Below are 21747 nucleotides of genomic sequence, written 5' to 3' on the forward strand. Positions count from 1 at the left end.
ACCTCCGCCACCAGATCGGTCGCCCGGGCCACCCCCAACACCCCGGTCACCACCCCAGCCCCGGCGGCCCCCACCCCGGCCACCCCGTACCACCACCCGCCCGGCTTCGCCCCCACCACGTTCCCCCTCCGCAACGTCCGCATGCCTACCACCCTGACCACCCACCAGGCCCTCACCCACCGTTCCGTCCCGAGTCATCTGTAGTCGCCGATCCACGGTCGAGTCGTTCGTGGTCGGAGACCGACCACAAACAACTCAAGAACGACCAAACGACCACAAACGACTCACCAAAACCCCTTGGAACGAGTCATCTACTGGGAGCTCCGGTGCCGGCGCCGCTCAGGCGCTGTCGATCGCCACGGCCTGGGTGAAGTAGTCGCGGAGGGCGGCCTCGTCGATGTCGTCCACGGTCTTGAGCTTCACGTGGCGGGACCGCTTGCCGACGCCCTCCAGCAGGCCGTGGGGGTCGTCGAAGTCGACGCCGTGGTCGAAGGCGAGGGTGACGTGCGTCTTGGTGGGGCTGACGATGGCGAGCATCTTGTTGCCCTTCCAGGCCGGCGAGCCGTAGGTGATCACCTCTTCGACGTCCGGCGCCACCTCGGCCACGAGCTCACGGAGCCGGCGCACGGTCGCCTCGTGCTGCGGCGGCAACTTGGTCCTGACGTACTCGTCGACATCCGCGCTGCTCACGACCACACCCCTCGTCTGCGGGCGCACACCATACCTACCCGACCGACCCGGCCGGCCGTCGCCGTGTGCCATCTTGGACAGGTGGATCCCCTGTCCAACCCCGGAGATTCGTCGCCGCCCGGTTCGCCGAGCACCGGCCCCGCCCGACGCCCGACGAGCCGGGTGTGGGTGGTCGCCATGTCCCTGGTCGTCGTCACCGGTCTCGGAGGTGCCGCCCTGGCAACGACCGGTGGCTCCGACGATGACGGCCCGCCGACGACGATCCCCGGACCGTCCCCCGAGGAGGAGGCGGCGGCGACGCTGGAGTGCGTCATCGAGCCGAACCCGCCGGGGACATCGGCGGTGTGGGGCCTGGTGAGCGCCCGCGGTGAGATCACCAACCGCTCCGCCGATGCCACCCGCACCTACGGGGTCGACATCGACTTCCTCGACGTCGCGGGCAACGTCGTCGCTACTCGGGGAGCGCCCGCCATCGTCGTCGAGCCTGGCCGCACGGAGGAGTTCAGCACGGGGCCACCTTGGCCCGTCATGGCGCCCGTCTCGACCTGCCGCGTCGCCGAGGTCCAGTAACCCCTACGGAGCGGCCGCCTGCTCGCCCTCAGGTGCGACGGCCGGGGACCACTCGGTAGGCGTCGTAGACGCTGTCGATGCCGCGGATCGTGCTGAGCAACGAATCGAGGTGGGACGGGTCGCCCAACTCGGTGTCGAAGCGCATCTTGGAGATGCGGTCGGAGCCGGTCTGGGTGGCGCAGCTGAGGATGTTGATGTGGTGGTCGGCGAAGACGGCGGTGACGTCTCGCAGCAGGCGGGCCCGGTCCAACGCCTTCACCTCGAGGGAGGCGATGAAGAGGCCCGACGGCGCCTGGTCCCAGTCGACCTCGATGAGACGGTCGGTCTGGCCGTGGGCCAGCGAGACGGCGTTGGCGCAGTCGGCGCGGTGGACCGAGACGCCGCGGCCACGGGTGACGAAGCCGATGATCTCGTCGCCCGGCACCGGCGTGCAACATCGGGACAACCGGACGTAGACGTCGTCCAGGCCCTCGACATGGACCCCCGACGGAGCGCTGCTGCCGTTCTTGCGGGGCGGGGTGAGAGCGACGGGCAACGTCTCGTCGCGCTGCTTGGAAGCGGACTCCGACGACGCCGACCCCGACCCCGACGTGATCCCCAGCGCGGAGGCCACCCGGGCCGCCACCGCCTGGCCCGACACGTGGCTCTCGCCGATGGCGGCGTACAGCGCGTCCAGGTCGGCGAAGTTCATCGCCTTGGCCGTCTCCGCCAGCACCGAGCCCGACTGCAGCTTCTGCACCGGCAGGCCCTCGCGCCGCATCGCCTTGATCAGCTCGTCGCGCCCCGCCTCGATGGCGTCCTCGCGCCGCTCCCGGGAGAACCACTGTCGGATCTTCGCCCCCGCCCGCGGCGTGGCCACGATGTGCAGCCAGTCCCGGGAAGGACCGGCGCCCTCCACCTTCGACGTGAAGATCTCCACCGTGTCGCCCGAACCCAGCTGGGAGTCCAGCGGCACCAGGCGCCCGTTCACCCGCGCCCCGATGCAGGCGTGGCCCACCTCGGTGTGGATGGCGTAGGCGAAGTCGATCGGCGTCGAGGCCACCGGCAGCGTGACGACCTTGCCCTTCGGGGAGAACACGAAGACCTCGTCCTGCTCCAGGTCGACCTTGAGCTTCTCCATGAAGTCGTCGGGGTCGGTGGTCTCCTGCTGCCAGTCGACGATGCGGCTGAGCCACGGCAGGTCGACGATGCCCTTGCCGTCGTCGCCCTTGTAGGCCCAGTGCGCCGCCACGCCCTGCTCGGCCCGGGCGTGCATCTCCCAGGTGCGGATCTGCACCTCGAGCGGCTTGCCCTGCGGGGCGACCACCGTGGTGTGCAGCGCCTGGTAGAGGTTGAACTTGGGCATCGCGATGTAGTCCTTGAACCGGCCCTGCACCGGCTTCCACGTGGCGTGGATCGACCCCAGCGCGGCGTAGCAGTCCTTCACCGAGTCGACCACCACCCGGATGCCCACCAGGTCGAAGATGTCGTCGAACTCGCGGCCCTTCACCACCATCTTCTCGTAGATGGAGTAGAGGTGCTTCTCCCGCCCGGTGACCTCGGCCTCGATGCGCAGCTCCGACAGCCGCTGCTGCACCTCCTCCAGCACCTGCGTGAGGTACAGGTCGCGCTCGGGCGCCCGGATCGACACCATGTGGTCGATCTCGGCGTAGCGCTTGGGGTGCGACGCGGCGAACGCCAGGTCCTCCAGCTGGGTCTTCACGTCCTGCATCCCCAGCCGGTGGGCCAGCGGCGCGTAGATGTCGAGCGTCTCCTGGGCGATGCGGTGCTGCTTCCACGCCGGCAGCGCCGCGATCGTGCGCATGTTGTGGAGGCGGTCGGCCAGCTTGATGATCAGGACCCGCAGGTCCTTGGCCATGGCGACCAGCATCTTCCGCATGGTGGCGGCCTGCTGCGCCTCACGGGAGTCGAACTGGACCCGGTCGAGCTTGGTGACGCCGTCGACGATGGCGGCGACGTCCTTCCCGAACCGCAGCGACACCTCGTCGAGCGTCATGCCCGTGTCCTCGACGGTGTCGTGGAGCAGGGCGGCGGCGACGGTGACGTCGTCGAGCCCCAGCTCGGCGACGATGCGGGCGACGGCCAGCGGATGCTGGATGTACGCCTCGCCCGACGAGCGGGCCTGACCGCGGTGGGCGTCGGCGGCCCGCAGGTAGGCCCGGGTGATCAGCGCGGTGGGGGCCTTGGGGTGACGGTGGCGGAACGAGCTCAGCAACGGGGCGACCTCGTCCGCGGGCGGCTGCTGGTTCCGCCGCCACGGCAGGACTCGATCGACCGTCGGCACCTTTGCCTCCCCTATCCGAACGTCACACCAGAAGGATCACAAGGTCAGAAGACTGAATAGCTGGTAGTCACGCAGTTTCGCCCGTCCCTCGAGGAAACCCAACTCGACGACGAACCCGAGACCCGCCACCCGCCCGCCCACCGATTGAAGCAGACGGCACGTGGCTGCCGCAGTACCCCCCGTCGCCAAAACGTCGTCGACCACCAGCACAGCTTCGCCCGCCTCGACGGCGTCGCGGTGGATCTCCAGGGTGTCGGTGCCGTACTCGAGCTCGTAGGTCTCGGCGACCGTCTCGTGCGGCAGCTTGCCCGGCTTACGGACCGGCACCAGGCCCAGGCCCATCCGGTAGGCGACCGCGGCGGCGAAGGTGAAGCCCCGGGCCTCGATCCCCACCACCTTGCCGATCGGCCCGTCCGGCAACCCCTCGGCGTAGTCGACCAGGGCGTCGACCACGAAGCGGAACGCCTCGGGGTCGCCGAGCAGCGGCGTCAGGTCCTTGAAGACGATGCCCGGCTCGGGGAAGTCGGGCACGTCCCGCACACGGCTCAGCAGCGCAGCTTCGTCCATCCGGGAAGACTACGAGCCGCGCCGGGCCGCTCTCGCACGACTCAGCGGCGGGGGCCGCCCTTGCTCTTCTTGCGGGGACGGGCGGGGATGACCCGGCCCGAGGGCGCCACCACCGAGTCGCCGCCGTTGGTCACACCGCTCTGACCCGACCCGCCCGACGACGCCACGGCCGCCGTGGCCCCCGACGCAGAGGCGACCACCTCGCCGCCCCGGGCCTCGACCCGGCGCTTGATGTCGCGGTAGCGGGGCTCGCGCTCCTTCAGCAGCGCCAGTAACGGCGAGGCGATGAAGATCGACGAGTAGGCACCCGAGAACAGGCCGATGAGCAGGGCCAGCGCGAACTCCTGCAGGGTCGTCGCCCCCATGATCCAGGAGCCGACGACCAGCAGCGATCCCACCGGCAGCAACGCCGTGATCGACGTGTTGAGCGAGCGCATCAGCGTCTGGTTGAGGGACATGTTGACCATGCCGCCGTAGCTCATCCCACCCGTGGACGACACCAGGCGCGTGTTCTCGTCGACCTTGTCGAACACGACGATGCCGTCGTAGATGGAGAAGCCGAGGATGGTGAGGATGGCGATCACGGTGGCCGGCGTCACCTCCAGCCCCGTGAGCGAGTACACGCCGGCGGTGATCGCCACGTCGTGGATCAGGGCCACCAGGGTGGGAACCGCCATCGCCCACTCGAAGCGCAACGTGATGTAGATGGTGACCAGCACGAGGAAGACCACCAGCGCGCGCAGGGCCTTCTCGCTGATCTCCTCACCCCACGACGGTCCCACCTCGTTGAGGTTCACCTCGTCGACCGTCGCCCCGGTCAGATCGGCCAGCTTGGCCGTGACCTGGTCGCTCTCCTCGACGTCGATCGGCTCGGACTCGACCCGCAGCTCCTCCACGCCGTCGTTGTCCTGCGTCTGGATGGTGGCGCTGCTCAGGCCGAACTCGCCGAGGGCGTCACGGGCGTCGGCCACCGACGCGTCGCCGGCAGGCAGCTCCCACACCACGCCGCCCTCGAAGTCGATGCCCAGCTGGAAGCCCCGGGTCACCAGCGAGCCCAGGCTCAGCAGCACGGCGACGGCTGAGATGATGAACCAGACGCGGCGCCGGCCGATGAAGTCGAACCGGGTCTCGCCGTGGTAGAGCCTGCTCCAGATCGACCGCTTCTTCGCCGGCCGCTCGGCCTGTGCCGCCAGCTCGTCGGTGACGGCCTGCTCTTCCTGCTCGTCGTCGGTCGTGCTCATCTGCCCGCTCCTGCGGCCGCGGTGGTCGACGTCTCGGGCATCGCCAGGCCGCGGGCCACGCCCAGCACCGGCGCCTCGGTGAACAGCCGGCTGCGCGACAGGTAGGTGACCACCGGGCGGGTGAAGGACCAGGCCACGATCACGTCGAGGACGGTGGACAGCCCCAGGAAGAAGGCGAAGCCGCGCACCGAGCCCACGGTCAGCCACCACAGGACGGCGGCACCGAGGAACGACGAGATGTCCGCCGCGAGGATCGTGCGGAACGCCCGGCTGAAGGCCCGCTCCGTGCTACTTCGCAACGTCCGACCGGCCTTGACCTCGTCTTTGAGGCGTTCGAAGAACACCACGTACGAGTCGACGGTCACGCCGACGGAGATGATGATGCCGGTCACGCCGGCCAGCGTGAGCGCCAGCCCGCGGGTCTCTCCGAGCCACGACACGATCGTGTACAGCAGCGAGCTCCACACGGCGAGCCCCAGGATCACGACGATCCCCAGGGCCCGGTAGTAGAAGACCAGGTAGAGCACCACGAGGGCGATGCCGACGAGACCGGCGATGATGCCGGCCCGCAGCGAGTCCTCGCCGAGCGACGCCGACACCGTCTTCACCGTCTGGCGCTCCAGCTCGACGGGCAGCGAGCCGTACTTCAGGACCAGGGCCAGGTCCTTCGCCTCGCGCTCGCTGAAGGCGCCGCTGATGCTGATGCTGTCGCGGCTGAAGTTGGCGTTGTTGATCGACGGCGCCGACTGGACGACCGAGTCGAGCACGATGGCGAGCTTCCCGCTCGGGCACACCGTCTGGTCGGCGCCCTGGAAGCACTTGGCGGCGATCGAGTTGAACAGGTCGATGCCCTCCGCCCCGGAGTGCATGGTCAGGCCGACCTCCCACTCGCCGGTCTGGCCGAGGCGGGCATCGGCCGACTGCACGATCTCGCCGGTCGCCAGCATCGGGCCGAGCTGGTAGATGGCGGTTTCGTCCTTGTCGGCCAGGAACACCTGGGCCTCGGCCGTGTCGTCCTCCGGCTTGGTGAGGACGTCGTCGATGCTGGTGGGCGGGGCCGTGGTGGGGGTCGTGGCCCCGGGCGCCGTCGTGGTGGGCGTCGGCGGTGCGGTGGTGGTCGTCGGGTCGGGCTCCTGCAGCGCCGCCGCGCTCTCGCCCTCGACCAGGCCGCCGCCGGTCCCGAACGCCCCTTCGTCGGTCGACCCGTCGGCCGCAGTCGTGGTGGTCGACTCGTCGATCGCGGTCGTCGTCGACCCGTCGGCCGGCGCCGTGGTGGTGGTCGTGGCGTCGCCCTCTTCGAGCGCCCCGGTGGGGATCTCCTGCAGCACCGGGCGGAACCGCAGCTCGGCGGTCTGGCCCACCAGCTCGATCGCCCGGTCCCGGTTCTCGACGCCCGGGAGCTGCACGAGGATGTTGTCGCCCTGCTTCACGATCTCCGGCTCGGCGACGCCCAGGCCGTCGACGCGGCGACGGATGATCTGCAGCGCCACGTCCAGCTCGCCCGACGACGTCTCCGCCGTGGGCCGCAGCACCACCGACACACCGCCCTGCAGGTCGAGTCCCAGCTCGGGGCTGCTGTCGGTGATCACCGTGAAGGCGAGGCCACCGAAGGCGCAGACCAGGATGAAGATCAGGGGGTACAGCAGGCGACGGCGCATCAGTCCTCAGTCTCTTCGGGCAGCTCGGGACCCGGTTCGTCGAACCCGGCGACGGCGTGCTCCACCCGTCGCAGCACCGCCATGCGGGCCACCCGCAGCTCCACCGACGGCGCCACCTCCACGGTCATCTCCTCGGGCCCGATGGTGGTGATGCGACCGAAGATGCCGGCGGTGAGCACGATCTCGTCGTCTTCTTCGAGTGAGGCGACCAACTGCTGGTGGGCCCGGACCCGCCGCTGCTGCGGCAGCAGGAACAGAACCCAGAGCAGACCGAAGGTCACAGCGAGGATGAGCAGGGGTTGCATGGGAACCGGTCGACACTAGCGCCGGTCCGGGGGGTGTGCCGCCTCAGCCCCGACCTCTGCTGCCGAGCCCTCCGGCCCCTGCCGCCTCGGCAGCCTCTGCGTCTTCCAGGCGGCGGGTCAGGAAGGCCCGTTCGGGCTCCGTGCGGGCCAGGGCGACGGCCCGGCGGAAGCTGGTCGCGGCCTCGTCCCAGCGTCCCAGCCGGGCCATCAGGTCGCCCCGGGTCGCCGGCAGCTGGTGGGAGCGGGCAAGGCGGGGGTCGTCGGCCACGGCGTCGAGCACGACCAGGCCGGCCTGCGGACCCTCGGCGTAGGCGACCGCCACCGCCCGGTTCAGCTCCACCACCGGCGACGGCGCCACCAGGGCCAGCTCGGCGTACAGGGCGGCGATCTGCGCCCAGTCGGTGGTCTCCCAGGTAGGGGCGGCGGCGTGGACCGCGGCGATCTCCGCCTGCAGCTGGTAGGGCCCGCGACGGCGGGCGGCCGACAGGTGGACCATCCCGTCGGCGATCCGGTCGCGGTCCCAGCGGCCCCGGTCCTGGTGCTCCAGCAGCACCAGGTGGCCGTCGTCCGACAGCCGCGTCGCCCGCCGGCTGTCCTGGAGCAGCAGCAGGGCGAGCAGGGCGTGGGTCTCGGCGTGGTCGCCCATCAGGTCGGCCACGAGGCGGGCCAGGCGGATGGCCTCGTCGCACAGCTCGCGACGGATGAGGGCGTCACCCGAGGTGGCGGCGTAGCCCTCGGTGAACACCAGGTAGATGCAGGCCAGCACCGACGACAGGCGCTCCGGCAGCCGGGCGGCGGGCGGCACCCGGAAGGGGATGCCGGCGTCGCGGATCTTGCGCTTGGCCCGCGACAGGCGCTGGCCGACGGTGGCCGGGGGCTGCAGGAACGCCCGGGCGATCTCGGGGGTCTGCAGGCCGCAGACCAGCCGCAGGGTCAGCGCCACCTGGGCCTCTGGCGACAGGGTCGGGTGGCAGCAGGTGAACACCAGGCGCAGCTGGTCGTCGGGGACGGGGTGGAGGTCGGGCGGGTCCTCCAGAGCCGCGAGGACCGTGCGGGTGGCCGCCTCCTCGTTGCCGGGACGCCTCGTCTCCCGGCGGACCCGGTCGAGCGCCCGGTTGCGGGAGGTGGTGGTGAGCCAGGCGACCGGCTCGCGGGGCACGCCCCGCAGCGGCCAGGTGCGCAGGGCCTCGACGAACGCCTCCTGCACGGCGTCCTCGGCGGCGCCCACGTCGCCGAGCCGGCGGGCCAGCGACGCCAGCACCCAGCCCGACTCGGCCCGGAAGGTGCGCTCGGCGACCTCCCGGGCCTCCCGGGCCGACGTGGGCGTCGGGGTCGGGCTCGTCACGGGCCGGGTCTCAGCCCTCGCCGAGCTCCATGGCGGGACGCAGCTCGACGGCGCCGCCCGGGCTCGTCGGGATCGCCCGGGCCACCGCGACGGCGTCGTCGGGCGACGAGGCGCGCAGCACGTAGAGCCCGCCGAGCACGCCCGGGGCGTCGACGGCGGGGCCATCGGTCACCCGCACCTGCCCGTCACGCACCCGCACGGTGGTGGCAGTGGCCACCGGGTGCAGCGCGAGGCCGGACGTCAACGACCCGACGTGGTCGTCCATGAACCGGCCGTGGCGGGCCGACATCTCCTCCCACTCGGGCGACTCGGGTGGCGCCCCCTCCGCCTCCGGGGCGTAGACGAGCGCCAGGTAGCGGGTGTCACCCGGCTGCGTCTCCACCGGCTCCTCGGGCTCCCACAGCATCACCAGCGGCCGCACCTCGACGGCGCCGTGGGGCGTGGACGCGGCGGGGAGGTCGGCCGCCTGCTCGACCGCGTCGTCGAGCGTCTCGGCCTCGAGCACGAAGTAGCCGCCGATCACCTCCGCCGTCTCGGTGAACGGCCCATCGGTGACCAGCGACGCCCGCACCGTGCGAGCGGTGTCGCTGGCGTGGAGCGCCTCGCCCCCGAGGATCGCTGCAGCATGCTTGGTGTGGAAGGCCTCGTAGGCGCCCATCTCGGCGTCCCACTCCGGGGTGCCGGGCGACGTGAGGGAGTCCTCACGGTCGTAGAGGGTGGCCAGGTACTGCATCACATGAACTCCATGATCGGGCGGAGCTCGACGGCGCCGCCGGGGTTGGTGGGGATGTCCTGGGCCACGGCGACGGCGTCGCTCCGGGTGGCGGCCCGCAGCAGGTAGAGGCCGCCGATGACCTCCTCGGTCTCGGCGAACGGGCCGTCGGTCACCAGCAGGTCGCCGTTGCGCACCCGCACGGTGGTGGCGGTGGCGGCCGGCTGGAGCGCCACGCCGCTGAGCAGGGCCGCGGCGTGCTTGTCGATGAACTGGCCGTGCACCGCGGCCATCTCGTCCCACTCCGGCGTGTCGGGGACGTCGGCCGCGCTCTCCTTGCCGTAGATGGTGGCCAGGTAGCGGACGTCGCCCGGCTGCGTCTCGACCGGCAGCTCCGGCGCCCACACCATGACGACCGGCCGCACCTCGACCGCGCCGTCCGGGTCGGAGGCGGCGGGGATCTCCTTGACCAGGTCCACCACCTGGTCGAACGTGTCGGTCTCGAGCACGTAGTAGCCGCCGACGACCTCGGTCGACTCGGTGAAGGGCCCGTCGGTGACCAGCGGCGCCTCGGTGCCGGGCCGGGGCTCGCGGACGGTGCTGCCGGTGGCGACCGGCTGGAGGGCCTCGCCGCCCCGGATCGCCGACGCCGCCAGCTGACCGAACCGCGTGTAGCCCTCGTTCATCTCGCGCAGCTCGTCGGCGTCGGACTCGGTCGGGCCCCGCTCACGGACGTAGATCGTTGCCAGGTACTGCATGGTCATGTTCCTCGTCTCTCGGGGCGGGGCACTCCCCCGCCACCGTGATGACGAACGGCCCGCGGCCCTTTCGACAGTGTCGCCGAATTGGTCGGGTGGCCGGCGGATCAGCGGTTCGTGGCGCCGGGGAGCCACACGTCGGCGACGCGGGCCCGCAGGTCGGCGAGCGTGCCGGCCACGATCGCCTCGCGGATCTGGTGGACCAGGTCGAACGTCCACCACACGTTGTGCAGGGTGAGCAGCCGGGCGGCGGTCGGCTCGTCGACCGACAGCAGGTGGCGCAGGTAGCCCCGTGACCAGCGGGCGCACACGGCGCAGCTGCAATGGGGGTCCAGCGGGCCCGAATCGTCGGCGTAGCGGCGGTTGCTGATGTTGAGACGGCCCCGGGAGGTGAGCAGCGTGCCGTGGCGGGCCAGCCGGGTGGGCAGCACGCAGTCGAACATGTCGACGCCCCGGGCCACCACGTCGACCAGGCCCAACGGGTCGCCCAGGCCCATGAAGTAGCGGGGGCGGTCCCTGGGGAGGGGTTCCAGCGCCGCGTCGAGGGCCGGGAGCATCACGTCGCGCTCCTCGCCCACCGACAGGCCGCCCACGGCGTACCCGTCGAAGCCGACGGCCACGGTCCGCTCGGCGCTCTCGGTGCGGAGGTCGGCCTCGACGCCGCCCTGGACGATGCCGAACTGGTTGAGGTCGGGCCGCTGGTGGGCCAGGAACGCCTCGCGGGCCCGGCCGGCCCACAGCGCGGTGCGGTCGACGGCGGCGGCGATCACGTCGCGGGGGCTGGGGAGCGCCGAGCACACGTCGAGCACCATCTGGATGTCGCTGCCCAGCTGCACCTGGATGTCGACGGCGCCCTCGGGGGTGAGGTGGTGGCGGCTGCCGTCGTAGGTCGACGCGAACGTGGCGCCCTCGTCGTCGACCGTCGGTTGCAGCGAGAACACCTGGTAGCCGCCGGAGTCGGTGAGCACGTGGCCCGACCAGGCGGCGAACCCGTGCAGCCCGCCCAGCTTCTCGACCACCTCGGCGCCGGGCCGCAGCATCAGGTGGTAGGTGTTGCCGAGCACCACCTCGGCGCCCAGCTCGTCGAGGTCGGCCGACGACAGCGTCCGCACCGCGCCCCGGGTGCCCACCGGCATGAAGCACGGGGTCGCGAACGTCCCGCGGGCCGTCGTCACCGTGCCGGTGCGGGCATCGCCGTCGGTGCTCTCCACCGCGAAGCCCAGCGTCACGTCGGGTCCCGTTCGAGGAGCATGGCGTCGCCGAAGGAGAGGAAGCGGTACTGCCGGGTGAGGGCCTCGGCGTAGAGGTCGCGCCAGCGGGGGCCGACGAAGGCGTCGACCAGCACCAGCAGCGACGAGCGGGGCAGGTGGAAGTTGGTGAGCAGCACGTCGACGACCTGCCAGTCGAAGGGGCGGCGGATGAAGAGGTCGGTGCGGCCCTCGGGTTCCTGGCGGCGGGCGGCGGATTCCAGGGCCCGGACCGCCGTGGTGCCGACGGCGATCACCCGACCGGCCGCGTTGCGACATGCGGCCAGCGTCTCGGGCGGCACCCGGTAGCGCTCCGAGTGCATGTGGTGGTCCTCGACCCGCTCGGCGACCATGGGCTTGAAGGTGCCGAGGCCGACGGCCAGCTCCACGGTGGCGATGGTGGCGCCGGCGGCCCGGCAGCCGTCGAGCACCTCGTCGGTGAGGTGCAGGCCCGCGGTGGGCGCGGCCACCGAATCGGGGCGGTCGGCGAACACCGTCTGGTAGCGCTCGGGGTCGGCCAGCTCGGCGGTGATGTAGGGCGGCAACGGCACGGCGCCGTGGCGGGCCAGCGCCGCCTGCTCGTCGGCGGTGTGGAGGACGACGTGCCGGACGCCGCCGTCGTCGTCGGTCTGGCCACCCACCTCGACCACCAGGTCGGGGCCGGCGTCGATGCGGGTGCCAGGGGCGACCTTGCGGCTCGGCCGCACCAGGGCGTCCCAGCGACCGGGCCCGGTGCGCTCCAGGAGGAAGACCTCGACGGCGCCGCCGGTCGGCTTGCGCAGCTTCAGCCGGGCGGGCAGCACCCGGGTGGTGTTGACGACCATGACGTCACCGGGGCGGACCAGCTGCGGCAGGTCGGCGACCGTCCGGTGCTCCGGCGCATCGCCCTTGCCCCGGTCCACCAGCAGCCGCGCCCGGTCGCGCGGCTCCACCGGCACCTGGGCGATGGCGTGGGTGGGCAGGTCGTAGTCGAACGCGGCGGTCTGCATGGGAGCGGACCGAGGTTACCGGCACGCCCCGGGGTCACGACCAGAGCGTGGGGGAGGTGGGTGGGCCGTTCTCCTCGATGCGTTGGGGGACGGCGAGGCCGAGGTGGCGCCAGGCGCTGGGCATCGCGACCCGGCCCCGGGGGGTGCGGGCCAGGAGGCCCTCCTGGATGAGGAAGGGCTCGTAGACGTCCTCGACGGTCTCGGTCTGCTCGCCGACGCTGATCGACAGCGTCGACAACCCGACCGGCCCGCCGCCGAAGCGCTCGCACAGCGCCGACAGGATGGCCCGGTCGATCTTGTCGAGGCCCAGCGCGTCGACGCCGAACAGGGCCAGCCCGTCCTTGGCAGTGGCGTGGTCGATCTCGCCGTTGCTGCGCACCTCGGCGTAGTCGCGCACCCGGCGGAGCAGGCGGTTGGCGATCCGGGGCGTCCCCCGGGCCCGGCGGGCGATCTCGACGGCGCCCTCGCGGTCGATCAGCACCCCGAGGATGTCGGCCGCCCGCACGACGATGAGCTCCAGCTCCTCGGGCGTGTAGTAGTCGAGCCGGGCGACCAGGCCGAAGCGGTCGCGCAGGGGGCCGGTGATCGATCCCGTGCGGGTGGTGGCTCCCACCAGGGTGAAGTGGGGCACGTCGAGGCGGATCGACCGGGCGGCCGGCCCCTTGCCCAGCACGATGTCGAGCTGGAAGTCCTCCATCGCCGGGTAGAGCACCTCCTCGACCGGGCGGGGCAGGCGGTGGATCTCGTCGACGAACAGCACGTCGCCGGTGTCGAGCTGGGTGATGATCGCCGCCAGGTCACCGGCACGCTCCAGCGCCGGGCCCGAGGTGGTGTGCAGGTGGGCGCCCAGCTCGGCGGCGATGATCGCCGCCAGCGTGGTCTTGCCCAGGCCCGGTGGTCCGGCGAACAGCAGGTGGTCGGGCGACTGCCCCCGCCGCCGCGCTGCCTCCAGCACGATCCCGAGGTGGTCCTTCAGCTCGGCCTGGCCCACGAACTCGGCCAGCCGCTTCGGCCGCAACCCCGTCTCGATGCTCTCGACGGCCGGCTCCTCCTCCGGCTCCCGAGGGTTCGGGTCCAGCAGCTCCTCACGCACCGCCCGTCACCTCCTACCGGCCTCGGGACAGGTGGGCGAGGGCGGCCTTCAGCAGGGTGGCGGCGTCGCCGTCGGTGGGGAGGTCGGCGGTGGCGGCGCGGATCTCGTCGGTGGAGTAGCCGAGGCCGGCGAGCGCGGCCCGGACGTCGGCCCGCACCGTGTCGACCGGCGCGGCCGACGAGCCGTTGCCGCCCGCGGCCCCGATCACGGCGGGCGCCAGGTCGCTCTCGGGGATGTCGAGGCGCGACTTCAGCTCCACCAGCAGCCGGGCCGCCGTCTTCTTGCCGACGCCGGGCACCAGGCACAGGGCGGCCACGTCGTCCTCCAGCAGGACCCGGGCCAGCTCGTTGGGGGCGTGCACCGACAGGATCGCCAGCGCCAGCGCCGGCCCGACCCCGTGGGCCCCGATGAGCGCCTCGAACGTGAGCCGCTCGTCGCGGCTGGCGAACCCGTAGAGGGTGTCGGCGTCCTCGCGGACGTGGTGGTGGACCCACACGAAAACCTCGTCGCCGACGTCGCCCAGGCCGATGGTGGTGGTCGGCGACGTGACCACCCGGTACCCCATCCCGGCGACCTCGACGAGCACCTCGCTCGCACCCCGGTCCAGAAGTTGCCCGCGCAACGACCCGATCATCTGGTTGCTGCCTCCCTCACTCGACGCCGCATCGGCGCGTGGGCCAGGTGGCACAGCGCCAGGGCGACCGCATCGGCCGCGTCGGCCGGACGCAGCGGCGCCGCCAACCCCAGCAGCGTCTGCACCATCCGCTGCACCTGCTCCTTGTCGGCCCCGCCCATGCCCGACACCGCCTGTTTGACCTGGTTGGGCGAGTACTCGACGACCTCGCAGCCGACGGACAGCGCCTCCACCATCACCACGCCGGCGGCCTGGGCGACGGGGATGGCCGTGCGGACGTTGACCTGGAACAGCACCCGCTCGATCGCCACCACCGCCGGCGTCCGTTCGGCGAGGAGCGCCCGCACGTCGTCACGCAGGGCCAGTAGCCGCTCGGGCACCGGGTCGGCAGGGTCGGTCCGCAGGACGCCGGCCGACACCGCCGTCTGCCTCCGGCCCACCCGCTCGACCAACCCGTAGCCGCAGCGGGACAACCCCGGGTCGATGCCCAGCACGAACATGAGTTCGGACAGTAGCCGACCCGACAGTCCTCCGGGTGGACCCGCCCACGCCACGGCAAATTGCGCCGATCAGCCCGCTCCATGCGGGTTTTCCAACGCAATTTCGAAGATGGTCGGTCTTCAGCTGGCCTTGCGGATCGCGTCGATCAGCTCGGCCGTGGGACGGAACGTCAGGCCGGCGACCGCCCGGTGGGCGTGGCGCAGGATCCCGCCGGAGTCGACCACGAAGATCGACCGCCGGTAGAACCCCACCGGCCCCAGCACCCCGTAGGCCCGGGCCACGGCCTTGTCCGCGTCGGCCAGCAGCGGGAAGGCGAAGCCGCCCTGCTTGGCGCTGAACCCGTCGTGGCTGTCCACCGACTGCGGGCTCAAGGCCAGGATGTGGGCGTCGACCTCGTCGAACTCGGCGATCTCCTCCGTGTAGGTGTTGAGCTGGCGGGTGCACACCGGGGTGTTGTCACCCGGGTAGAAGACCAGCACGACGACCTCGCCCCGGTAGGCGGACAGCGTGTAGTCGCGGTGGCCCTCGGGGGTGCCGTCGGTGCCGGGGAGCGTGAAGTCGGGCGCCGGGTCGCCGACGGAGACGGAAGCCACGAGCCTCAGGCCTCCACCGTCTCGAGGATCGAGTCCGGGATGTCGAAGTTGGCGTGGACCTCACCGACGTCGTCCTGGTCGTCGAGCGCGTCGATCAGCCGCAGCACCTGCTTGGCCGCCGTCGAGTCGTCCAACAGGATCGTGGTCTTCGGCACCATCGCCGAGTCCGACGACTCCACCGTCATGCCCGCCGCCTCGATCGCGGCCCGCACGGCGTGGACGTCGGCCGGGGCGGTGGTGACCCGCCAGGCGTCGCCCTCGTCGGCGATGTCCTCGGCGCCGGCGTCGAGCGCCGCCATCATCAGCTCGTCCTCGTCGGCCTTGCGGTCGACCACCACGGTCCCCTTCCGCTCGAACTGCCAGGCCACCGCCCCCGGCTCGGCCATCGATCCGCCGTGCCGGGTGAAGATGCTGCGGATCTCGGCGCCGGTGCGGTTGCGGTTGTCGGTGAGGCACTCGGCCAGCACCGCCACGCCGCCCGGGGCGTAGCCCTCGTAGGTGATCTGCTCGTAGGTGACGCCCTCCAGCTCACCGGTCCCCCGCTTGACCGCGCGCTCGATGGTGTCGAGCGGGATCGAGTTGTCGCGCGCCTTCTGGAACATGGTGCGCAGCGTCGGGTTCGACTCGACGTCGCCACCCCCCTGCCGGGCTGCCACCTCCACCTGGCGGATCAGCTTGGCGAACAGCTTGCCGCGACTGGCGTCCTTGGCGGCCTTCTTGTGCTTGATCGTGGCCCACTTGGAATGGCCTGACATTCACATCACCTCTTCGAGGAACAACGCATGGAGACGGGAGTCGTCGCTCAGCTCCGGGTGGAACGCGCTCACGAGCACGTTGCCCTGGCGACACAGGACGGGATGGTCGGCGACCGTGGCCAGCACCTCGACGCCTTCACCGACCCGCTCGACCACCGGCGCACGGATGAACACTGCCCGGAACGGCCGGTCGTCCAAGCCCGCCACCGTGAGATCGGCCTCGAACGAGTCGACCTGGCGACCGTAGGCGTTGCGGCGGACCTCGGCGTCGATGGCCGCGAAGGACCGCTGGTCGTCGCGGCCGTCGAGCACGTCGGACGCCAGCAGGATCATCCCGGCGCACGTGCCGAAGGCCGGCATGCCGTCGGCGAGGCGCTGGGCGAGCGGGTCGAACAGGGCCGACGACTCCAGCAGCATCGAGATCGTGGTCGACTCGCCGCCCGGCATGACCAGGGCCTGGACGTCGTCGAGCTGAGCTTGTGTGCGAACTGCGACCGGCTCAGCGCCGAGGCGCGCGAGCATGGCGCAATGGCTCGCCGACGCGCCCTGCAGCGCGAGCACGCCAACCTTCACCTGGGGGCCTCGTCGATCGGTCGTTGGTGGCCGCGCGCACGTAGAGGATTGTATGACCACCACCCGAGGGACGAGAATCGACCAACTGGGAGGACCTACGACTTCATGATCCGCGCTCCGAGAACCCGCCGCGGCCTGCTCATCGCGACGGCTGCCAGCCTGCTGGCCGCGTCGGCCTGCGCCGCCGGCGGCGCCAGCGAAGCGGCCGAGCACAACGCCCCGACCTTCAAGAAGGTGACCGCGGACACGCTCCGCTTCACCGAACCGGTGTCGACCGTCAGCGACCTGCTGGCGCCGGCGAAGGAGGGCGAGCCCTGGCGGATCGTCGGGTCGGTGCTGGAGCCGTCCGACAACACGTCGGTGGCCGCGGTGTGGAACGCGGACGACGGCCGCACCTGGGAGCGCGAGGAGATCGAGCCGGAGGACGACGACGTCAGCGAGTCGATGGCGGCCGTCGCCAACACGCCCGACGGCCTGCTCGCCGTCGGGCGCCTCGCCGGTGACGACGAGAGCGATGCCGCCGTGTGGCGCAACACGGGCGGCGAGTGGAAGCTGTCGACCCCCTCGGTGATGGGCGGCAAGCACGACCAGTGGGCCTTCGACGTGGCCGTCGGCCCCAAGGGCACGCTGGTGGTGGGCGGTGAGAACGCCTGGGGCGAGGTGCAGCCGCGGCTGTGGTTCAGTGCCGACGGCACGTCGTGGAAGTCGGTCGACGGCGGCCCGGGCGGCCCGCTCGACAAGACCGGCGAGGAGTCGATCCAGTCCATCACCGCCTTCCGCGACGGCTTCGTCGCCGTCGGCTGGCGCGACGCCGACGGCGAGCAGGACGGTGTCGCCTGGATCTCCGCCGACGGCACCACCTGGGAGGAGGTCGAGGCCCCCACCCTCGGCGGCGCGGGCCGTCAGAGCCTGCAGAGCGTCACCACGTTCCAGAACGAGCTCATCGCGGGCGGCTTCGTGGTCGACGCCAGCGGCCAGGGCAAGCCGGTGATCTGGATGTCGAACGACGGCAAGGCCTGGGGACGACCGTCCGGGCCCCTCCCCATCCACGGCAACAACCGCAACGCGGCCAGCGACATGACCGTGCGGTCGATCTCGGTCTCCGGCAACGTGGTGTACGCCGCCGGCGGCGACGACTGGCGGCCCCACCTGTGGTGGTCGCGCGACTCCGGCGCCCACTGGGACCTGCTGCCCGACCCGACGAAGGGCGACACCTTCGCCGACGGCGTGGCGCTCGAGGACGTCGCCACCTCCGGCAGCCTCACCGTCGCCCTCGGCACCGAGCCCATCGTGATGGAGCTCCAGGGGCCCCGCTGGCTCGACCGCACCGGCGAGAACTTCCCCACCGGCGGCGACCGACCGGCGATCACCTCGGTGTTCATGAAGGACGACACGCTCGTCGCCACCGGCTACAGCTACCGGGCCCGCACCCACGACCAGCGGCGCCGCTACGTCGGCCGGGTCTGGTACCGCGACGGCGGCGACCTGGCGGAGATCAAGCCGGCCGAGCCGAACGCCGACGGCATCGAGAAGCCCCAGTCGGAACCGAACCAGAGCCTCTACGTGGGCAAGGTCAACGACGTCGCCGCCTTCAACGGCGGCTACGTGGCGGTCGGCTTCGAGGACTTCTCGTGGGCCGCCCGCCGCACCGCCAGCGACACCAAGCCCGACGGCGTGCTGTGGACGTCCGAGAACGGGCGGGACTGGGGACGTCAGGCGGCCGGCTACCCACCGCTGGCCGAGCTGGCCGGGCTGCTGTCGTACAGCATCGACAACCCCGACGCGAACCGGACCGCCGAGGCCGCGGCCGAGATCGTCACGTCGCAGCCGATGCTCACCAACCAGCCCGCCGGCGGCACCGGCACCCGGTCACTGGAGGCGGTCGCTCCGCTGGGCGAGGGCTTCATCGTGGTCGGCTCCCAGTACCGCGACCTCGACGGCAAGCCGCCCGCCAACTACGACACCGACCCGGTGGTCGCCGTGTCGACCGACGGGAAGACCATCAAGGAAGAGAACTCCGGGCTGACGTCCCCGACCTCCACCCAGCGCTACCGCGACGTGTGCGTCGCCGACGGCAAGGCGCTCGCCGTCGGCGTCACCGGCAGCGACAGCGACTACGACGTCGCCGTGCGGCTGCGCGACGCCCAGGGCAAGTGGGTGGCCGGCGAGGCCTCCGACGACTCGTTCGCCGGACCCGGCAGCCAGCAGGCGATCGCCTGCGCGGCCCGTGACGGCGGCGGCTTCATCCTGGTCGGCTCCGACAACGGGCGGGGCAACGGCGACGCCCGGGTGTGGGTGTCCGACGACGGGCTCGCCTGGCGCCAGCTGTCGGCCAGCAGCCTGGGCGGCAGCGGCGAGCAGGAGGCCCGGGCGGTGGCCGCGGTGCCGGGCGGTGGCTGGCTGCTCGGCGGCATCGACACGTTGGGCGGCGACAGCGACGCCGCCCTGTGGCGGGTCGACGAGGACGGCAGCATCACCCGCCGCGACAGCGACGAACCCGACCTCGGCGGCGCCGGCACCCAGACGGTCTCCGGCATCTACGTCACCGACGACCGCGTCGTCGTCGTCGGCGAGGACCAGGCCGGCGTCGGCATCTGGGAATCCAACACCCTCGACCGCTGATGACCGTTCTGTCTTCGCTGAGCCGGCTATGCATGGCTCAGCGAAGACAGAAGCACCGCCCCTAGTGGCCGAGCCCGGCGGCGGTCGCCGGGCTGGCGAGCTCCACCATGAGCGTGTCGATCGTCGGGTCGATGCTGTCCCACTCACCGTTGGGGCCGAGCACCGAGATCACCACCGTGCCCGGCGGGGGTGCCTTGACGTCGTGGCCCTCGCCCGGGGCTTCGATGAGCACCCAGCGGACGGTGAAGCCGAGGGCTTCCAGCGCCTCGCCGGTCGCCGCGGGGTCGTCCCGGACCACCGCTCCGGGGATCTCCGGGAACACCTCGTGGAGGGTCAGCCCCTCGGAGCCGGCAGCCGGATCGGCCCGACCCACTTCCACCTCGACGCGGCCGCCCGCGTCCAGGTCGATGCGACCCGGCTCCGTCTCGTCGGCCATGCCCGGGGGGACCATCACCGAGTACACCCGGCCGTCGGCTGCCGCTGCCACGGGCCGCTCGACGATCACCAGCTCGGCGCCGTGCTCGGCGAACAGCGCCCGCAGGCGCTCGTGGTTGGCAGAGTAGAACAGCTCGTCGACCGCGACCGTGGCGCCGTCGCTGAACACCACCGTCTTCGCTCCGGTGAGGTCGAGCGGGCGGCTGCCGGTCTCGACGTCGTGACCCCCTCCCCCGACGACCAGCGTCGTCGCCAGCACAACCGCTGCTGCTGCCGCGGCCACGACACCGGCGATCACCACCCGGCGGTGCCTCGGTGTCGTCGCTGCCGGTGCGAGGAGGCGCCGGGGAGCGCGCACGTGGTCGTAGGGGGCGAGCGCAGCCCGGAGGTCGTCGTCGCTCAGGGTCATCATCAGCTCAGCTCCTTCTCGAGTGCGGCCTTGCCCCGCTGCAGGTGGGTCCGGACCGACGTGACCTTCAGGCCCAGCGTCTCGGCGATCTGGGCGTCGGCCAGGTCCTCGAAGTAGCGGAGGACCAGGCACTCCCGCTGCCGACCGGGGAGCCGCCGCAGGGCCACCACGATCCGTCGCTGCTCGTCGCGCAGCTCGACCACCTCGTCGGGGCCACCCTGGGCGACCGACATCGGAGGCCGCCGCCACAGGGCCAACCTTCGGCGCCGCAGGCGGGACCGGGCGAGGTTGAGGACGATCGAGCGGAGGTAGGCCGCCTCTCGGGTCGGCTGCTGCAGCGAGGCAGCGTGACGTTGGAGGCGCAGGAACGCCTCCTGCACCACGTCCTCGGCCTCGGCGCGGTCCCGCAGCAGCAGGCAGGCCAGGCCCAGCAGCCGGTCGGCGTGCTCGTCGAACATCCGCTCGACGAGTGCCGCCTCACCCTCGACCACCTCCGGCTCGATCACACCCAACAGACGCTCCACAACGCCGCGGTGATGACAGCGATCCCGTTCTGTCTTCGCTGAACCGGACATAGCCGGTTCAGCGAAGACAGAAGCACCGTCACGTGTCGACGCAGATGCCGAAGGTGGTCCACTCGGTGGGGGCGAGGGTGGCGTTCCAGGGTTCGCCGGTGAAGGTGTCGCTGCTGGTGGACGTCGTGGCGTTCCAGAGGGTGGCGATGGTGCCGGCCGGGGTGTAGCCGACCTCCCAGGTCACGGGGGTGGTCGTGGTGTTCTCCACCCGGACCTCGACGCAGTGGCCGCGGTCCCACGACGAGGTCGTGGTGACGGTGGTGACGATGCCCTCGTCGGTCGACGGCGGCGGCGGCGACGTCGGCTCGGCCTCGGAGTCCGGGGTCGGGGCCGGGGTCGGGGCCGGGGCCGGGCTCGTCGTCACCGACGTGGACGGCTCGCTCGGGGTCGGAGAGTCCGGGGTTCCGGCGGGCGGCGGGGCGTTGGTGGTCGTGACCCGGGACGGGGAGTCCTGGGCGGCCAGGGTTCCGACCATCCCGACGACGGCGACCAGGGCCAGGGCGGCGACGGCCGAGCGACGGCGAAGCCGGTGGCGGCGGGCCCGCTGCGCCAGGTCGCCCACCGGTAGCGGCGCCCGCGCCGGCTGGTCGACCATGGGACGGAGGGCGGAGCGGAGGTCGAGGTCAGCCACGGGACACGCTCCAGCGGCCGGACGCCAGGGCCAGGCCGGGGGCGGTGGGCCGGGCGGGCGCTAGGTCCGGTGCGGCCCCGTCGTCGTCCTCGGCCAGCAGGGTCTCCAGGCGCCGACGGGCCGCCGTCAGCGACGCCGAGGCCGCGCCCCGGGTGACGCCCATCAGCCGGGCCACCTCGCCCTCGGGCAGGTCGAGGATGTAGCGGAGCGCCACGGCGGTCCGCTGGCGGGTCGGGAGGCTGCGGACGGCGTCCCACACGTGCGGCGCCGGGGCGGGCGGCGGCTCCGACACCGACGGCGCGGCCCGGCGCCGCAGCAGCTCACGCTCGACCGCCTGGCGCCGGCAGCGTCGGCGCAGGTCGTTGAGGGCGACCCGGTAGAGCCACCCGCCCGGCGACTCCATCCGCCGCACCCGCTCCCAGCGGGCGTAGGCGCGGACGAAGGCCTCGTCGGTCGCCTCGGCGGCGACGTCGGGCTGCCCGGACGCCACCGTGAGCGCGGCGAGGACGAGCGGGTGTTGCTCCTGGTACCAGGTGTCGAAGTCCGGCGGTTCCCCCATC

At 72.2% G+C, this 21747-nt stretch carries 23 protein-coding genes; 2 read left to right on the plus strand and 21 right to left on the minus strand.

The window, feature by feature from the left end; translation table 11 throughout:
• Positions 1-339 precede the first annotated feature (339 nt).
• A complete protein-coding gene (locus VK611_19855) occupies positions 340-690 on the minus strand; it encodes a DUF1801 domain-containing protein (protein ID HMG43595.1) in 351 nt (116 codons plus the stop codon).
• Positions 691-867: 177 nt separating this feature from the next.
• Between VK611_19855 and VK611_19860 the strand changes: the two genes are divergently transcribed.
• Positions 868-1260: a hypothetical protein gene (locus VK611_19860; GenBank protein HMG43596.1), complete on the plus strand. Its 393-nt coding sequence runs from the start codon at positions 868-870 to the stop codon at positions 1258-1260.
• 28 nt (positions 1261-1288) lie between these two features.
• Here VK611_19860 and VK611_19865 read toward each other — a convergent pair whose 3' ends face one another.
• The 16 genes from VK611_19865 to pdxT all read right to left on the minus strand — a co-directional run bounded on the left by VK611_19865 (position 1289) and on the right by pdxT (position 16578).
• Complete coding sequence (locus tag VK611_19865) at positions 1289-3544, minus strand: bifunctional (p)ppGpp synthetase/guanosine-3',5'-bis(diphosphate) 3'-pyrophosphohydrolase (protein ID HMG43597.1); 2256 nt, start codon at positions 3542-3544, stop codon at positions 1289-1291.
• 36 nt (positions 3545-3580) lie between these two features.
• Positions 3581-4111, minus strand: coding sequence for an adenine phosphoribosyltransferase (locus VK611_19870; protein ID HMG43598.1), 531 nt, complete (start codon positions 4109-4111; stop codon positions 3581-3583).
• A 41-nt stretch (positions 4112-4152) separates the two neighbouring features.
• Entirely contained in the window at positions 4153-5352 is a 1200-nt protein-coding gene (gene secF, locus VK611_19875; GenBank protein ID HMG43599.1) for a protein translocase subunit SecF, read from the minus strand.
• Positions 5349-7010, minus strand: a complete 1662-nt coding sequence (gene secD, locus VK611_19880) for a protein translocase subunit SecD (GenBank protein HMG43600.1) — start codon at positions 7008-7010, stop codon at positions 5349-5351. The genes secF and secD overlap by 4 nt, the downstream gene beginning before the upstream one ends.
• On the minus strand, positions 7010-7315 hold the full coding sequence (gene yajC / locus VK611_19885) for a preprotein translocase subunit YajC (protein HMG43601.1): 306 nt from the start codon (positions 7313-7315) through the stop codon (positions 7010-7012). Before yajC ends, secD begins: the two co-directional genes overlap by 1 nt.
• A gap of 43 nt (positions 7316-7358) precedes the next feature.
• Positions 7359-8660 carry a sigma-70 family RNA polymerase sigma factor gene (locus VK611_19890; protein ID HMG43602.1) on the minus strand — a complete coding sequence of 434 codons (1302 nt, stop codon included), beginning with the start codon at positions 8658-8660 and terminating at the stop codon, positions 7359-7361.
• Between the two features lie 10 nt (positions 8661-8670).
• Positions 8671-9393: a YciI family protein gene (locus VK611_19895; protein ID HMG43603.1), complete on the minus strand. Its 723-nt coding sequence runs from the start codon at positions 9391-9393 to the stop codon at positions 8671-8673.
• Complete coding sequence (locus VK611_19900; GenBank protein HMG43604.1) at positions 9393-10130, minus strand: YciI family protein; 738 nt, start codon at positions 10128-10130, stop codon at positions 9393-9395. Before VK611_19900 ends, VK611_19895 begins: the two co-directional genes overlap by 1 nt.
• A 107-nt stretch (positions 10131-10237) precedes the next feature.
• A complete protein-coding gene (gene tgt / locus VK611_19905; GenBank protein HMG43605.1) occupies positions 10238-11359 on the minus strand; it encodes a tRNA guanosine(34) transglycosylase Tgt in 1122 nt (373 codons plus the stop codon).
• A complete protein-coding gene (gene queA / locus VK611_19910; GenBank protein ID HMG43606.1) occupies positions 11356-12366 on the minus strand; it encodes a tRNA preQ1(34) S-adenosylmethionine ribosyltransferase-isomerase QueA in 1011 nt (336 codons plus the stop codon). The genes tgt and queA overlap by 4 nt, the downstream gene beginning before the upstream one ends.
• 34 nt (positions 12367-12400) lie before the next feature.
• Positions 12401-13459, minus strand: coding sequence for a Holliday junction branch migration DNA helicase RuvB (gene ruvB / locus VK611_19915; protein ID HMG43607.1), 1059 nt, complete (start codon positions 13457-13459; stop codon positions 12401-12403).
• A 13-nt stretch (positions 13460-13472) separates the two neighbouring features.
• Complete coding sequence (gene ruvA / locus VK611_19920) at positions 13473-14081, minus strand: Holliday junction branch migration protein RuvA (GenBank protein ID HMG43608.1); 609 nt, start codon at positions 14079-14081, stop codon at positions 13473-13475.
• A gap of 8 nt (positions 14082-14089) precedes the next feature.
• Entirely contained in the window at positions 14090-14593 is a 504-nt protein-coding gene (gene ruvC / locus VK611_19925; protein HMG43609.1) for a crossover junction endodeoxyribonuclease RuvC, read from the minus strand.
• A 120-nt stretch (positions 14594-14713) separates the two neighbouring features.
• Positions 14714-15187: a peroxiredoxin gene (locus VK611_19930; protein ID HMG43610.1), complete on the minus strand. Its 474-nt coding sequence runs from the start codon at positions 15185-15187 to the stop codon at positions 14714-14716.
• A 5-nt stretch (positions 15188-15192) separates the two neighbouring features.
• Positions 15193-15942 carry a YebC/PmpR family DNA-binding transcriptional regulator gene (locus VK611_19935; GenBank protein HMG43611.1) on the minus strand — a complete coding sequence of 250 codons (750 nt, stop codon included), beginning with the start codon at positions 15940-15942 and terminating at the stop codon, positions 15193-15195.
• Positions 15943-16578 (minus strand): pyridoxal 5'-phosphate synthase glutaminase subunit PdxT, encoded by a 636-nt coding sequence (gene pdxT / locus VK611_19940; protein HMG43612.1) that lies wholly within the window; start codon positions 16576-16578, stop codon positions 15943-15945.
• A gap of 42 nt (positions 16579-16620) precedes the next feature.
• On the opposite strand from pdxT, the gene VK611_19945 reads away from it, so the two are divergent.
• Positions 16621-19137, plus strand: coding sequence for a hypothetical protein (locus tag VK611_19945; GenBank protein HMG43613.1), 2517 nt, complete (start codon positions 16621-16623; stop codon positions 19135-19137).
• Between the two features lie 61 nt (positions 19138-19198).
• Here the strand turns inward: VK611_19945 and VK611_19950 are convergent, their stop codons facing one another.
• The 4 genes from VK611_19950 to VK611_19965 form a co-directional block, all read right to left on the minus strand.
• Positions 19199-19984: a hypothetical protein gene (locus VK611_19950; protein ID HMG43614.1), complete on the minus strand. Its 786-nt coding sequence runs from the start codon at positions 19982-19984 to the stop codon at positions 19199-19201.
• On the minus strand, positions 19984-20487 hold the full coding sequence (locus VK611_19955) for an RNA polymerase sigma factor (GenBank protein ID HMG43615.1): 504 nt from the start codon (positions 20485-20487) through the stop codon (positions 19984-19986). Before VK611_19955 ends, VK611_19950 begins: the two co-directional genes overlap by 1 nt.
• A gap of 97 nt (positions 20488-20584) precedes the next feature.
• Positions 20585-21187, minus strand: a complete 603-nt coding sequence (locus VK611_19960; GenBank protein ID HMG43616.1) for a cellulose binding domain-containing protein — start codon at positions 21185-21187, stop codon at positions 20585-20587.
• Complete coding sequence (locus VK611_19965) at positions 21180-21746, minus strand: sigma-70 family RNA polymerase sigma factor (GenBank protein ID HMG43617.1); 567 nt, start codon at positions 21744-21746, stop codon at positions 21180-21182. The genes VK611_19960 and VK611_19965 overlap by 8 nt, the downstream gene beginning before the upstream one ends.
• Position 21747: the final 1 nt, after the last annotated feature.

This window comes from Acidimicrobiales bacterium (assembly GCA_035316325.1).
Taxonomy (GTDB): domain Bacteria; phylum Actinomycetota; class Acidimicrobiia; order Acidimicrobiales; family VFJN01; genus DASXTK01.

Bases quoted from the DNA above. Each gene is read 5' to 3' on its own strand.
- yajC (HMG43601.1), bottom strand. From the start codon at position 7,315: ATGCAACCCCTGCTCATCCTCGCTGTGACCTTCGGTCTGCTCTGGGTT.
- VK611_19950 (HMG43614.1), bottom strand. From the start codon at position 19,984: ATGATGACCCTGAGCGACGACGACCTCCGGGCTGCGCTCGCCCCCTAC.
- secD (HMG43600.1), bottom strand. From the start codon at position 7,010: ATGCGCCGTCGCCTGCTGTACCCCCTGATCTTCATCCTGGTCTGCGCC.
- VK611_19895 (HMG43603.1), bottom strand. From the start codon at position 9,393: ATGCAGTACCTGGCCACCCTCTACGACCGTGAGGACTCCCTCACGTCG.
- VK611_19935 (HMG43611.1), bottom strand. From the start codon at position 15,942: ATGTCAGGCCATTCCAAGTGGGCCACGATCAAGCACAAGAAGGCCGCC.
- VK611_19945 (HMG43613.1), top strand. From the start codon at position 16,621: ATGATCCGCGCTCCGAGAACCCGCCGCGGCCTGCTCATCGCGACGGCT.
- secF (HMG43599.1), bottom strand. From the start codon at position 5,352: ATGAGCACGACCGACGACGAGCAGGAAGAGCAGGCCGTCACCGACGAG.
- VK611_19860 (HMG43596.1), top strand. From the start codon at position 868: ATGTCCCTGGTCGTCGTCACCGGTCTCGGAGGTGCCGCCCTGGCAACG.
- ruvC (HMG43609.1), bottom strand. From the start codon at position 14,593: ATGTTCGTGCTGGGCATCGACCCGGGGTTGTCCCGCTGCGGCTACGGG.
- queA (HMG43606.1), bottom strand. From the start codon at position 12,366: ATGCAGACCGCCGCGTTCGACTACGACCTGCCCACCCACGCCATCGCC.
- VK611_19870 (HMG43598.1), bottom strand. From the start codon at position 4,111: ATGGACGAAGCTGCGCTGCTGAGCCGTGTGCGGGACGTGCCCGACTTC.
- VK611_19900 (HMG43604.1), bottom strand. From the start codon at position 10,130: ATGCAGTACCTGGCAACGATCTACGTCCGTGAGCGGGGCCCGACCGAG.
- VK611_19965 (HMG43617.1), bottom strand. From the start codon at position 21,746: ATGGGGGAACCGCCGGACTTCGACACCTGGTACCAGGAGCAACACCCG.